Source organism: Clostridium sp. J1101437_171009_A5 (genome assembly GCF_015547905.1).
GTDB classification, from domain to species: Bacteria; Bacillota; Clostridia; order Oscillospirales; family Oscillospiraceae; genus Pseudoflavonifractor_A; species Pseudoflavonifractor_A gallinarum.
Genome location: NZ_JADMVY010000001.1, coordinates 249435 through 261994, shown reverse-complemented (window position 1 = coordinate 261994; position 12560 = coordinate 249435). Strand labels below are relative to the sequence as shown.

General features: G+C 59.7%; 11 protein-coding genes and 1 tRNA gene. 3 read left to right on the top strand and 9 right to left on the bottom strand.

All coding sequences use genetic code 11. From position 1 onward, the window contains the following. Window positions 1-594 (bottom strand): TetR/AcrR family transcriptional regulator, encoded by a 594-nt coding sequence (locus I2C21_RS01425; RefSeq protein ID WP_193537653.1) that lies wholly within the window; start codon window positions 592-594, stop codon window positions 1-3. Between the two features lie 291 nt (window positions 595-885). Between I2C21_RS01425 and rpoN the strand changes: the two genes are divergently transcribed. Continuing rightward, complete coding sequence (gene rpoN / locus I2C21_RS01420; protein WP_195278312.1) at window positions 886-2244, top strand: RNA polymerase factor sigma-54; 1359 nt, start codon at window positions 886-888, stop codon at window positions 2242-2244. Window positions 2245-2327: 83 nt separating this feature from the next. Here the strand turns inward: rpoN and I2C21_RS01415 are convergent, their stop codons facing one another. The 5 genes from I2C21_RS01415 to pepF form a co-directional block, all read right to left on the bottom strand. Continuing rightward, window positions 2328-2801, bottom strand: a complete 474-nt coding sequence (locus I2C21_RS01415) for a threonine/serine exporter family protein (RefSeq protein WP_101693512.1) — start codon at window positions 2799-2801, stop codon at window positions 2328-2330. Then, a complete protein-coding gene (locus I2C21_RS01410; RefSeq protein ID WP_353654757.1) occupies window positions 2798-3574 on the bottom strand; it encodes a threonine/serine exporter family protein in 777 nt (258 codons plus the stop codon). Before I2C21_RS01410 ends, I2C21_RS01415 begins: the two co-directional genes overlap by 4 nt. 225 nt (window positions 3575-3799) lie before the next feature. After that, on the bottom strand, window positions 3800-4438 hold the full coding sequence (locus I2C21_RS01405) for a flavodoxin family protein (protein ID WP_195278311.1): 639 nt from the start codon (window positions 4436-4438) through the stop codon (window positions 3800-3802). A 197-nt stretch (window positions 4439-4635) separates the two neighbouring features. Next, window positions 4636-4711: transfer RNA gene (locus I2C21_RS01400), tRNA-Ala, on the bottom strand. Between the two features lie 151 nt (window positions 4712-4862). Further along, the gene (gene pepF / locus I2C21_RS01395; RefSeq protein ID WP_195278310.1) at window positions 4863-6668 is read right to left on the bottom strand and encodes an oligoendopeptidase F; all 1806 of its coding nucleotides are present in this window, start codon (window positions 6666-6668) and stop codon (window positions 4863-4865) included. Window positions 6669-6909: 241 nt separating this feature from the next. On the opposite strand from pepF, the gene I2C21_RS01390 reads away from it, so the two are divergent. Continuing rightward, entirely contained in the window at window positions 6910-7143 is a 234-nt protein-coding gene (locus tag I2C21_RS01390; protein ID WP_101693509.1) for a hypothetical protein, read from the top strand. A gap of 240 nt (window positions 7144-7383) precedes the next feature. Beyond that, window positions 7384-7863 (top strand): phage holin family protein, encoded by a 480-nt coding sequence (locus I2C21_RS01385; protein ID WP_195278309.1) that lies wholly within the window; start codon window positions 7384-7386, stop codon window positions 7861-7863. A 115-nt stretch (window positions 7864-7978) separates the two neighbouring features. On the opposite strand, the gene I2C21_RS01380 is transcribed toward I2C21_RS01385, so the two are convergent. From I2C21_RS01380 to I2C21_RS01370, 3 genes are all read right to left on the bottom strand, one after another. Further along, window positions 7979-8833 carry an undecaprenyl-diphosphate phosphatase gene (locus tag I2C21_RS01380; RefSeq protein WP_207730553.1) on the bottom strand — a complete coding sequence of 285 codons (855 nt, stop codon included), beginning with the start codon at window positions 8831-8833 and terminating at the stop codon, window positions 7979-7981. Between the two features lie 170 nt (window positions 8834-9003). Beyond that, the gene (locus I2C21_RS01375; RefSeq protein WP_195278308.1) at window positions 9004-10827 is read right to left on the bottom strand and encodes an ABC transporter ATP-binding protein; all 1824 of its coding nucleotides are present in this window, start codon (window positions 10825-10827) and stop codon (window positions 9004-9006) included. After that, complete coding sequence (locus tag I2C21_RS01370) at window positions 10811-12556, bottom strand: ABC transporter ATP-binding protein (protein ID WP_195278307.1); 1746 nt, start codon at window positions 12554-12556, stop codon at window positions 10811-10813. The genes I2C21_RS01375 and I2C21_RS01370 overlap by 17 nt, the downstream gene beginning before the upstream one ends. Window positions 12557-12560 lie beyond the last annotated feature (4 nt).

Genomic DNA, 12560 nt, shown 5'->3' with positions numbered 1-12560 from the left:
TCAGCCTTTCTCCGCACAGATGGATCGGCCGGGCAGGAAGTGGTCCAGATGGCGTACCAGGACCTCTTCGGTCACGGGCATATTGTGCTCCACCCACCAGTAGACGAGGCTCGCCATTGCGCCGGCATAGAAATGAGCCGTGATTTCGGGATTCAGATCGCCCAAAATACCTTGAAAAGAGGGCTGGGTCAAATGTTGGGACATGCGCTGAGACAGGGTGGATTCCAGCGCCAGGGCGCCGAAGTGATCCTGCGTGCCCAGTCCCACCTGGAACAGGCTGCGGTGCTGGCTGAGAAAAACCAGCGCGCTGTGGGCCACGGCCAGGAAGAAGTCGTGCGGAGAGAGGGAGGGAGAGGCTGCCGAGATCTCAAATTCCTGGAGGATGCTTTCGATGGTATAGTGCAGCAGCGCCTGTTTATCCTCAAAATGGGCATAGAAGGTCGTGCGGTGGACCATGGCGCGCTGGCAGATGTCCACCACGGAGAGGGAGGAGAAGGATTGCTCCTCCAGCAGTGCGACCAGAGCCTGCACCAGCAGGTGCCGGGTACGTTTTTGCCGCAGGTCCTCCTTGGAACGGCGGATTGTTTGCGTCATAGGGATGCTCCTTTCCGGTGTGCCTGGGATGGTGTGAGATAGCATAGCACGCAAAACAACACATGTCAAGATAAACAACGAATGTAGATTATCTTATCAAACGGATGGGAAAACAGCAAATTATGTGCCAACTCATAAATGGGAATTGAAATATGTACAGGGCCATGCTATACTATGTCGAGAATAGCGCAGGAATCCGGTATATTAGCTGGATTTATTAGGCAAAAAAGCAAGAGAATTGGTAGAGAAAGAGATGCGGTGCCATGGGGCTGCCGCCAAGTGGTGAGATGAATGGAACTGAACCTTGTACAAAAACAGACACAGACGCTCTCTCCCCTGATGATGCAGTCCATGGAGATCCTCCAGATGGGGACACAGGAACTGATGGAATTTGTGGACAAGACCCTTCAGGAGAACCCGGTGCTGGAGCGGGAGGACCGCTTTGACTCGGGGGAAGAGGACGGGGAGCTCCTCCGGCGGAAGCTGGAGTGGCTGGAGAGCAATGACCGGCAGAACCGTACTTACTACCAACAGGATGACGAGGACCGCCCGCTGGAGAATTACGGCGTGGACCAGGGGGAGGAGGAGACGCTGTATGCGCACATCCTCTTTCAGATCCGCGGGATGGAGTTGGATCCCGCCATCCGGGAGAGTGTGATCTTCCTGGCCGAGAGTCTGGACCGCAGCGGCTGGCTGGATGAATCACTGGAAGTCCTGGCCGAGGATTCCGGTCTGCCGATGGCCGATCTGGAGGAGGGACTGCGTCAGCTCCAGAGTCTGGAGCCTGCGGGGGTGGGCGCGCGCAATCTGTCCGAGTGCCTGTGTATCCAGCTGCGGCGGCTCTATCCCAGAGATCTGCTTGCCCTGCGGATCGCCCAGGAATGTCTGGAGCCGCTGGCCCGCAACCAGTACGGCTTGATCGCCCGGCGTGTGGGAGCCGATGCCCAGAAGGTGCGGACGGCCTGTGACCGTATCCGCACCCTGAATCCGCGCCCGGGCGCGGGGTTTGCCGGTCGGGAGGCGCCCCACTACATCACGCCCGATCTCCGGGTGGTGTGGGAGTATGACCATTTTGAAGTATATCCCAATGACCAGTGCTTTCCGGAGTTGAGCCTGAGCGGGTATTATACCCGGATGCTCCGGGAATGCGGAGAGCAGGAGGTACAGAATTATCTGTCCGATAAAGTGCGCCAGGCCAAATGGGTCATGCGGAGCATCGAGCAGCGGCGCAGTACGCTGCTGTCCTGCGCGAAATGCATTTTGAAGTTCCAGGAGGAATTTTTCCGCCAGGGACCGGGGCATCTGCTGCCGCTGGCGCTGTCTGACGTGGCTGAGGTGGTAGGGGTACATGAGTCCACGGTGAGCCGGGCAGTGAAGGACAAGTACCTCCAGTGTGACAAGGGGCTCTATCCCCTCTCCTATTTCTTTTCCCGTAAGCTGGGGGAGGGCGGCGAGGGCATGTCTCCCGATACGGCCAAGGCCCTTCTGCGCCGGCTGATCGACGAGGAGGACAAGCATAAGCCCCTCTCCGACCAGCATCTGTGTGAGCTGATGACCGAGGAGGGCTGTCAGATCTCCCGCCGCACGGTGGCCAAATACCGGGAGGAGATGAACATCCCCTGTACCAGCGGCCGAAAGCTCTTTGCCTAAACGGAATGGAAAAAAGCGTCCCGATCTTCCACTGTGTATCGACACAGAGAGATCGGGACGCTTTTCTAAACAGAGGGCGAAGGTCATTGCGGATTGTTTCCGTCCTGCGGATTGACGTTGCGCCGCCAGCCGAAGAGCCGGGCGGGGAGCGAGTAGCCCACCAAAATTCCCAGCGCGATGGCCACGGCAAACATCAGCGTGGTATAGGCCTGGGCCACTGCCTCATCCGGCTGGTTCATAAAGATATAGTACGCGGTATAGTAGATATAGGCTCCGGGCACCAGTGTAAAGATACCGCTGAGGAGAAAGACCAGGGTAGGCGTCCGCCGCAGGGTGGAGAACCACCGGGCGCATGCGGTCAGGACCAGGGTGGCCAGAAAGGTGGCCAGAGGCGTAGAGTCGGAGCTCCACTGGACCAGCCGGTAAACCAGCCAGCCGATGGCCCCTACCAGGCCGCAGAAGGGAAAATGACGAGGGGCTACCTGAAACAGAATGGAAAAGCCGACGGTGCCCACCGCAGCGGCCACCAGCTCCAGAAGAAAATGGGTGAGATTCATAGAACGATCCCTCCAAAGAGCGTATTCCAGGTCGTGATGACGTAGCCCACGCCGACCGCGATACAGCCGGCGACCAGTACGGCGTCCGTCAGACGGACCAGACCGGCGATATAATCATTTTCCATAAAATTGCGTACGGCAATGGTAAGGGGCACACCGGGCACCAGAGGGAAGATGGCGCCCACGATCATCTTGTCCAGATGGTCTCCCAGCCCCAGGTGGAGCGCCACGCAGCAGAACAGCGTGACCAGCGCACTGCTGAGGATATTGGTCATCACCTTGCGGATGTGGAAGCGGTTGCAGAAATTGAGGATGAACACATAGAGCAGCAGCCCGGCCAGGGCGGACATGGCGCAGTCCCGCAGATTTCCGCCGAAGAGAAAGCCAAATCCGCCGGCGCCCAGAGCGGAAGCCAGGGTGAGGGCCACTGGCCCCGCGCCCTTGATGGCGCGAATGCGGTGTACTTCGGCCTTGGCCTCCTCCGGACCAACCACACCGGCCGCAATCCGCCGGGAGAGATCGTTCATGGCCTCCACCCGCTCCAGGTGGATGGGGGTGAGCGGAATATGCCGTACCTGACAGGAATAGAGCTCTCCCTCCACAATGGCAGAGACAAAAATACCGTTGGCGATGGTAAAGACGCTGCACTCCCGCAGACCGAACTGCCGGGCGGCGTAGACCATCAGCTCATTGGTGCGAAAAATTTCTCCTCCGTTGGAGAGCATGGTCTCCCCCAACAGAAGGACCAGATCAAACAATTCCTTTTGACTCACAGAGCCCCCACTCCTTTTTCCACTCCCTTTGCGGGTATAACGGTACTAGAAACCGACCGCTTTGTCAAGTGGAGAAAAAGCCGGCGGTATCACAGCGGATTCTGAGGAATTCGACCAGGGCGGGGGAGAAGCTCCGTGCCCTACACGGACGTGAAAAAAACCGGGGACAGACAGTCTGTCCCCGGTTTTTTCAGATCGGAAAAAGTGTGTGTTCCCGGCCGTTTTTTACACCATCTCGTGTCCGGCCTTGAGGGCCTTGGCCACCTGGGCCACCTTCCGGCCCAGCGTCCGGCAGTTATCGATGCCGATGGGATCGTCCATGGTCGTGGAGCCGTCACCGGGATTCCACAGCATGGCGCCGCCGTAGATTCCGCCGCCGCAGGGGCAGATGTTGATGCCGTGAGTGGAAAACAGATTGTGGATGGAGCGGAGCACCGCCTCCTGTCCGCCGTTGCGGGTTCCGCCCACCACGATACCGGCGCCCACCTTGTACTGGAAGAAAGAGGTGTTGTCGACGCTCAGCTTCCAGGAAGAGCGGAAGCGGCTGTAAAACTGTGCCAGCTGGGCAGTGACGTTCATATCATAGACCGGACAGCCGATGATGATGCCGTCCGCCTGGAAGAACTTATCATACAGTTCATCCATATCATCGTGGAATACCGTGCAGCGGTCCGAGTCGTCCCGCAGACACTTGTTGCAATGGATGCAGGGTGCGATTTTCCGGCCGAAGAGCTCCACCAGTTCCACCTCGACCCCATCGATGCTCTGAGCTCCCTCCATCGCAGCCATCAGACCGGCGTAGGTGGCGGAACGCGCCTTTGGGCGGGGACTGCCGCAAACCAACAAAAGCTTGACTTTGTCCATCCGAATTCCCTACCTTTCATATTCTCCGTTTGCCAAAAGGCAAAAGTCATAATAAGAGTATACGACGAAGTGTAAAAAAAAGCAAGTGGTATCTGTGAAATTTTCTAGGAGCAGCCAAAAGAGAAGTGTAAAACTTGTGCAATTTAGCAGAGCACCCAACGAAAAAAGACTTGAAACCGAAGTTTCAAGTCTTTTCATGGTGGAGATAAGCGGGATCGAACCGCTGACCTCTTGAATGCCATTCAAGCGCTCTCCCAGCTGAGCTATACCCCCATATTTACTTACTGCGCCGCCGGATCGGCGACTCAACGTTGGATATTATAGCGTTTCACGGAGCGTTTGTCAACCCTAAATTGAAAAAAGAACAGATAAATTTGGAAAGGCCCCGGGCAGACCCATTTGTCCGCCCGGAGCCTTGGGAAAATTACGCCTCCATGAGGGACTCCATCTCATCCAGCAGCTGATCGAACAGGTCCAGTGCGGATTGGATGGGCTGGGGGGAGGTCATATCCACCCCGGCGCCCTTCAGCAGGTCGATGGGGTCCTGGCTGCATCCGCCGGAGAGGAAGTGCAGATAGTCCTCCACGGCCTGGGGCCCGCCGGAGAGGATGCGGCGGGACAGCGCGATGGCGGCGGAATATCCGGTGGCATACTGGAAGGCATAGTAGTTGTAGTAGAAGTGGGGAATGCGGGACCACTCCAGGGCGATGGCGTCATCCGAGACCATGTCGGGACCGAAATAGGCCTCGTTGAGGGCCTTGTACTCCCGGCACAGGAGGTCGGCGGTCAGGGTCTCCCCTTGGGCGGCGAGCTCGCCCATGCGCAGCTCAAATTCCGCAAACATGGTCTGCCGGTAGAGGGTGCTCTTGAACTGCTCCAGGAAATGGTTGATGAGGACGGCGCGGGAGCGCTTGTCGGAGGTACGGGCGAGCAGATGCTCCATCAGCAGGGCCTCATTGCAGGTGGAGGCCACCTCGGCCACAAAGATCACATAGTCCCGGTAGACCGTGGGCTGGTCCCGGTTGGAGCGGTAAGAGTGGACGGCGTGCCCCAGCTCATGGGCCAGGGTGAACATGCTGTCCAGATCATCCTGATAGTTGAGGAGAATATAGGGATGGACCATGGCACCCGACATGTATCCGCCCGAGCGCTTCCCCACGTTTTCGTACACATCGATCCAGCGGTGATCCAGCGCCTCCCGGAGGATGGCCTGGTACTCTTCCCCCAGGGGAGCCATAGCCTGGTAGACGGTCTCCTTGGCCTGGTCGTAGGGAAAGGCCGTAACACCGCCCGAGACCATGGGAGCATACACATCATACATATGCAGCTCATCCACCCCCAGCAGCTTCCGGCGGAGGCGGACATACCGGTGCATCTTGTCCAAATTGGCCCGGACCGTGCGGATGAGGGTGTGATAGACCGATTCCGGAACGTGATTGGCGTCCAGAGAGGCGGAGAGGGCGCTGGGGTATTTGCGGGCGGTGGCAAAGAATTGCAGCTGCTTGACCTGGGAGGACAGCGTGGCGGCCAGGGTATTCTTCATTCCGCCGTAGGAGGCATACAGCCCCTCGAAGGCCGACTTGCGCAGGGCGCGGTCCTCGCTGGCCATGAGGAGGGTGTAGGAGGCGTTGGAGAGAGGGTGCTGCACCCCCTGGCTGTCCACCGCCGGGGGGAAGGTGAGATCGGCGTCGGTCAGCTTGGAGAAAATGTCATCCGGGGCCTGGGCCATGTCACCGGCGGCGGCCAGGAGCCGCTCCTCGGCGTCCGAGAGGGTATGGGCACGGCGGCGCTGGATGTTGTGGAAATAGCGGCGGTAGAGGGTCAGCTCCGGCTTCTGGGCATAGAAGGCCTCCAGCTGCTCCTCCGGAATGGAGAGGACCTCCGGCGTCTCAAAAGCGGTGGCGCGCAGGAAGTCCACATAGAGGGACATGGCCTTGCCCACCATGGCCTGATAGGTGTCTACGCGGGTATCCTCGTCGCTTTTGCGCTGGGCATAGTCCAACAGCTTGGAGAGCCGCTCGCCGGCCTCCTGCTCCAGTGTGACATAGTCGTACAGCGTATCCGCGCCGGAGCCCAGACGCCCGGCATAGCTGCCCAGGGTGTCGATCTGGGTGCGGAGGAGCTGGGCATCCGTATGCCACGCGTCGTCCTTGGGATAGAGGTCGGCAGTATTCCAGGTATAGGCCTCCGGAATTTCACTGCGGAGGGGGATCGTTTTATGGTCAGGCATGAAGAGAGCCTCCTTTTCAGAATGATAAGGTGGGTTGGAAAACAGGGTACACCACACGATTAGTATGGTAACACGGCGGAGTGCATATCACAATGGGCAAAGAAAAACTCAAAAGTATCTTGACAAGATGCTTTTGGCTGAGTATACTATTGGTATCCTGACAAGATATTTAAGAAAGGTTTTGTATGGCTCTTTTTTTCAAACAAAAAGTATCTTAAAAAGAGCTAAAAGGGAGGAGTATATGGCAACACTGCTGGAATTATCAGAGCGGTATCTGGAGGAGGCGGAGCGGCTGAAACAGGATATTGCCTGCCGCAGCCGCCTCCTGCCGGAGCTGCTGCCCGAGGAGCAGAAGGCGATGGAGCACGATCTTCGGCTGCTGCGTCAGATGCTCCGGGAGACGCGGGAGATCGGCAACACCCTGCGCCACTACTATGAGCCGTCCTACTGGCGCAATCGCAAGTACATCTGCTGAAGCCCCGAGAGGGGAGATTGGACCGCCAAAGGGCGGAGAAATGAGGAAAGAGAGGAAGGTACGATGGAGATGGATTGGAACATGGGACGTACCGAGAGGTTCTGCCGCGGCACACCTTCGCGCTGTGCGGAGCATAGCATTGCCATAGAGGGTATGCGCCGGCCTCCGGTCCGGAGGGAACTTGGCTGCGGCGGGCCGTTCCATGCTATGGCACAAGTGGAGTGAAAGGAGGTGATGGATATGGATCTGAATCATGTGAAAGCGTGGAAAGCCGCCGGGACCGCTCTGTTGGGCGGTCTGACCGCCTTCTGGGGGTGGTTGGGCTGGCTCGTTGTGGGCTGGCTGGGCTGTATGTGCTTGGACTATATCACAGGCTCGGCTGCGGCGGCCAAGGCGGGAAAGTGGTCCTCCCAGACCGCCCGGGACGGGATCTGGCATAAGGCGGGTATGATCGTGGTGGTTTTAGTGGCCGCCGGGGCGGATCTGCTGATCTGCCTGGTGCTGGACCAGCTTCCGGTCATCCAGCTTCCCATGACCTACCGCGGACTGGTCTGTCCACTGGTGCTGGTGTGGTACTGCATTACGGAGCTTGGCTCCATCGGGGAGAATGCCATGGCCATGGGCGCGCCGGTCCCACGCTGGCTGCCCAAGCTGCTGGAGGCGGGAAAGAACGCGGTGGACCAGGTAGGAGAAAGCCTCCCCACGGAGGAAAAGAAATAGAATACAGAGCAAAAGTATCTTAAAAAGAAAAAGATCCACCGGGAGAACGGTGGATCTTTTTTGTGCAATAAGAATCTTGTTGAGATATGATAGCTGCCAAGCAGGAGTGGATGGATCAGGCTGCCAGAAGGGCGCGGGCGCCAAAGAAGAGCAGCACGATCACACCCAGAACGATGCGATACCAGCCAAAGGGCTTGAAGTCATGCTTCTTGACGAAGTCCATCAGGAAGCGGATGCACAGCAGAGAGACCAGGAAGGAGACCACGAATCCCACCAGCAGGATGGCGGCCTCTTCTCCGGTAAAGAGAGCCTGACCGGCCATCAGCTTTTTGGCAGAGAAGGAGCCCAGCTTGAGCACGCTGACCCCCACCATGGTGGGGATCGCCAGGAAGAAGGAGAACTCCGCGGCCACCGGGCGGGCACAGCCCAGGAGAATGGCGCCCAGGATCGTGGCGCCGGAGCGGGAGGTGCCGGGGATGATGGACAGGGTCTGGAAGAGACCGATGTACAGGGCGATTTTCCAGGAGAGATCGTCCGTGCGGCGCAGAGTGGGGGCGGCATGCCGGTTTTCAATGACCAGGAAGCCCACACCATAGACGATCAGGGCGGCAGCCACCACCCAGGGGGTCATCAGGTGGGCGTCCATCCAGTCGTTCAGAGGCAGTCCGATGACGGCCGAGGGGATACAGGCCAGCACGACCTTTCCCCAGAGCGTCCAGGTCTGGGTGCGCTGCAAGGTATTTTTCCGGGGAGAGAAGGGGTTGAGCTTGTGAAAAAAGAGGACCAGGACGGCCAGAATGGCGCCCAGCTGAATGACATAGCGGTACATATCCATAAATTCGGTGGACACGCGCAGCTGGATGCACTCATCCAGCAGAATGAGATGCCCGGTCGAGCTGATGGGCAGCCATTCGGTGATGCCCTCCACAACGCCGAACAGCAGGGACTTGAACAGTTCCAGAATAAACATGGGACGCTCCTTTCATATGACGGGGTCTGACCGGAAACACCGGTCAACTGCCAAGTATACCATGCCGCGCCGGGAGAAACAAGCAGAACCGGGCGGATTGCGCCACAGAAAAGAGAAGGGGCGGGGACCAAATGGTCCCCGCCCCCAAACAGTTCCGCAGAAAGCGAGGGTCAGGAGAGCTCGAACATGCCGTGATAGAGCTGGTAGTAGACGCCCTTTTGCGCCAGCAGTTCGGCGTGGCTGCCCCGCTCCACCACCCGGCCCTGCTCCAGAACCAGGATGGCGTCGGCATTGCGCACGGTGGAGAGGCGGTGGGCGATGACAAAGACGGTGCGGCCCTCCATCAGCCGGTCCATTCCCTGCTCGATGAGGGACTCAGTGCGGGTGTCGATGGAGGAGGTGGCCTCGTCCAGAATGAGCACCGGGGGATCGGCCACCGCCGCCCGGGCAATGGCCAGAAGCTGCCGCTGGCCCTGGGAGAGGTTGGCGCCGTCCCCGGTGACCAGCGTATCGTACCCCTGGGGGAGCCGTCGGATGAAGGAGTCGGCGTTGGCGATGACGGCAGCCCGTTCGATCTCCTCCTGCGTAGCATCCAGCTTGCCGAAGCGGATGTTGTCCGCGATGGTGCCGGTGAAGAGGTGGGTGTCCTGGAGGACCATACCCAGGCTGCGGCGCAGGTGGTCCTTGCGGATGCGCCGGACGTCGATCCCATCGTAGGTGATGGTGCCGCCGCTCACCTCATAAAATCGGTTGATGAGGTTGGTAATGGTGGTCTTGCCCGCGCCGGTGGAGCCCACAAAGGCGATCTTCTGACCCGGCTTGGCGTAGAGGGAGAGGTCGTGGAGGATGGTCTGCCGCGGCTCATATCCAAACTGCACATGGTCAAAGCGCACATCCCCCCGGAGGGGCACGTCGGGCGCACCGGGCTGGGCCGGGTCCCGCCAGGCCCACGGGGAAAGACCTCCTTCCGTGCGGACCAGCTCCACAGAGCCCTGGTCGATCTCCGGCTCCTCCTTCATGACGGCGAAGATGCGCTCCGCTCCGGCCAGGGCGGCCAGGAGGAAATTCCCCTGCTGGGTAAACTGGTTGATGGGCATGGCGGACTGACGGACAAAGACCAGATAGCTGGCCAGGCTGCCCACATCCGACCAGCCCAGGATCACCATGATCCCGCCCAGAACGGCGATGACGGCGTAATTGATATAGGAGATGCTGACCACTGCGGGGATCATGGTACCGGCAAAGCTCTGGGCACTGGTCCCCGCCCGGCGCAGGTTTTCGTTGCGTTCCAGGAAGCCCTGGAGGTTGGCCTCCTCATGGCGGAAGACCTTGACCACCTTCTGTCCGGCCACCATCTCCTCGATGTAGGCGTCCAGCTCGCCCAGGTATTCCTGCTGCCGCTTGAAGTAGTATTTGCTCCGCTGGCCGCTGTACCGGATGTAGAGGAACATTCCGCCGTAGCCCACCACCACGATCAGGGAGAGCCGCCAGTTGAGGAGGAAGAGAAGGGCCAGCGTGCCCACCACCTGAATAAAGCTCTGGATCAGCATGGCAAAGCTGTTGTTCAGGGCATCGGAGATGGTATCCACGTCGTTGGTGAACAGGCTCATCAGCTCCCCCTTGCGCTGGCTGTCAAAAAAGCGCAGAGAGAGGGTCTGGAGATGGGCGAAGAGATCCCGGCGGATGTCGCTGAGGACCTTCTGGGCCGCCCGGACCATGATCTGTGTGTAGCCCAGTGTGGACAGGGCCCCGGTAGCATAGATGGCGGCGGCGATGGCCACCCCCACGGCCAGACCGGAGAGGCTGCCCTCTTCCATGACCTGGTTGACGATGGGTTTGATCATATAGGTGCCCAGGAGACTGGCAGAGGCGCTGACCGCGGCCAGGATCCCCACCAGGATGAGCAGCACCCGGTGCCGGCCCAGATAGGAGAGGAAGGTGCGCAGGGTCTGCCCCAGGTCCTGGGGGCGTTTTCCGTTAAAGGGCTTGGCCATCGTTCTGACCTCCTTTCATCTGGGAAGCATAGATCTCTTGGTAGATGGGATCGCTCCGCAAAAGTTGATCGTGGGTGCCCACAGCGTGGACCCTGCCGTCCTCCAGGAGAATGATCTGATCGGCCTGCATCACGGAGGTGACGCGCTGGGCGATGATGATCTTGGTCACATCGGAGAGGGAGGAGAGGGCTCGGCGGATGCTGGCCTCAGTGGCGGTGTCCACCGCGCTGGTGGAGTCATCAAAAATCAGGACCTTGGGCCGCTTGAGGAGGGTGCGGGCGATGCACAGGCGCTGCTTCTGCCCGCCCGAGACATTGACGCCGCCCTGTCCCAGATCGGTGTCCAGTCCGTCGGGCATCCGGGAGAGGAACTCGTCCGCGCAGGCCATGCGGCAGGCCTGCCAGAGGGTATCGTCGTCGGCATCCGGGTCGCCCCAGCGCAGATTGTCCCGGATGGTGCCCGAAAAGAGGACGTTTTTTTGCAGAACGATGCCCACCGCGTCCCGGAGCGTACCCAGGTCATAGTCCCGCACATCGTGTCCGCCCACCCGGACGGTGCCTAGGGTGGCGTCATAGAGGCGGGGAATGAGCTGGACCAGTGTGGTCTTGGCCGCTCCGGTACCGCCCAGGATGCCCACCGTGGCCCCGGCCGGGATGTGGAGGTTTACATGGGAGAGGGCATAGGTCTGCGCGCCCTGCACATACTGAAAGGACACATCCTCAAAATCGATCTCCCCATTGGGGACCGGCCCCACCGGAGCGGCGGCGTCGGTGAGCGCGGGGACCTCCTCCAGTACCTCCCGGATGCGCCGGGCGCTGGCCAGGGAGCGGGTGAGGAGGAGAAATACGTTGGAGATCATCATCAGGGAGTTCATCACCTGGAGCACATAGCTCAGGAAGGCGGTCAGATCGCCTACCAGCATTCCGCCCACCAGCATCTGCTTCCCGCCCTGCCAGAGGATGAGCACGATGGCGGTGTACATCACCGCCTGAAAGGCGGGCAGGTTGAGGACCGCGTGGCGGAAGGTGTCCCGGCTGGCGTCGGTCAGCTCATCGTTGACCTTGGAAAATTGTTCGGTCTCATAGCTGCCCCGGACAAAGGCCTTGATGGCCCGGATGGCGGTGAAACTCTCCTGCAGGCGGCCGTTGACATGGTCCACCGCCTGCTGCTGCTGGCGGTAGAGGGGGCTGACCTTGTGTACGATGAGAGCCAGAATGATGCCCAGAATGGGGGCGGTGAGCACAAAGACCAGGGCCAGGCTCGGGTTGAGGAAAAAGGCCAGACCGATTCCCATAAAGAGCATGACCGGGCTGCGGACCAGGGGGCGCAGGCCGGCGTTCACCGCATTCTGCATGACTGTGACATCGGTGGTCATGCGGGTGACCAGGGAGGGAGTGGAGAAGCGGTCCAGGTTGGAGAAGGCGTAGTCCTGGAGCCGGCGGTACTCCGCCTGGCGCAGCTCCGCGCCGAAGCCATAGGCCGCCCGGGCGGCATAGCGGGCGTAGAGCAGACCGGTCACCAGGGCTAGGACGGCGCAGAGCACCATTTTTCCGCCCTGTTGGAGAAGAAAGGCAATGTCGTGGTTGGCCACTCCGATGTCCACCATGTCGGTCATGAGCAGGGGGATAAGCATCTCAAAGACGCACTCCACAAAGACCAGAAAGATGGCCAGAAAGAGATCCCGGCGATAGGGTTTCAGATAGGAAAAAATATGCTTCAAGTCTTTCATACCG

What these genes read in the sequence shown, in the direction of transcription:
- I2C21_RS01370 (WP_195278307.1), bottom strand. Translation starts at nt 12,556, where the DNA reads ATGAAAGACTTGAAGCATATTTTTTCCTATCTGAAACCCTATCGCCGG.
- rpoN (WP_195278312.1), top strand. Translation starts at nt 886, where the DNA reads ATGGAACTGAACCTTGTACAAAAACAGACACAGACGCTCTCTCCCCTG.
- I2C21_RS01415 (WP_101693512.1), bottom strand. Translation starts at nt 2,801, where the DNA reads ATGAATCTCACCCATTTTCTTCTGGAGCTGGTGGCCGCTGCGGTGGGC.
- I2C21_RS01385 (WP_195278309.1), top strand. Translation starts at nt 7,384, where the DNA reads ATGGATCTGAATCATGTGAAAGCGTGGAAAGCCGCCGGGACCGCTCTG.
- I2C21_RS01390 (WP_101693509.1), top strand. Translation starts at nt 6,910, where the DNA reads ATGGCAACACTGCTGGAATTATCAGAGCGGTATCTGGAGGAGGCGGAG.
- pepF (WP_195278310.1), bottom strand. Translation starts at nt 6,668, where the DNA reads ATGCCTGACCATAAAACGATCCCCCTCCGCAGTGAAATTCCGGAGGCC.
- I2C21_RS01380 (WP_207730553.1), bottom strand. Translation starts at nt 8,833, where the DNA reads ATGTTTATTCTGGAACTGTTCAAGTCCCTGCTGTTCGGCGTTGTGGAG.
- I2C21_RS01375 (WP_195278308.1), bottom strand. Translation starts at nt 10,827, where the DNA reads ATGGCCAAGCCCTTTAACGGAAAACGCCCCCAGGACCTGGGGCAGACC.
- I2C21_RS01425 (WP_193537653.1), bottom strand. Translation starts at nt 594, where the DNA reads ATGACGCAAACAATCCGCCGTTCCAAGGAGGACCTGCGGCAAAAACGT.
- I2C21_RS01405 (WP_195278311.1), bottom strand. Translation starts at nt 4,438, where the DNA reads ATGGACAAAGTCAAGCTTTTGTTGGTTTGCGGCAGTCCCCGCCCAAAG.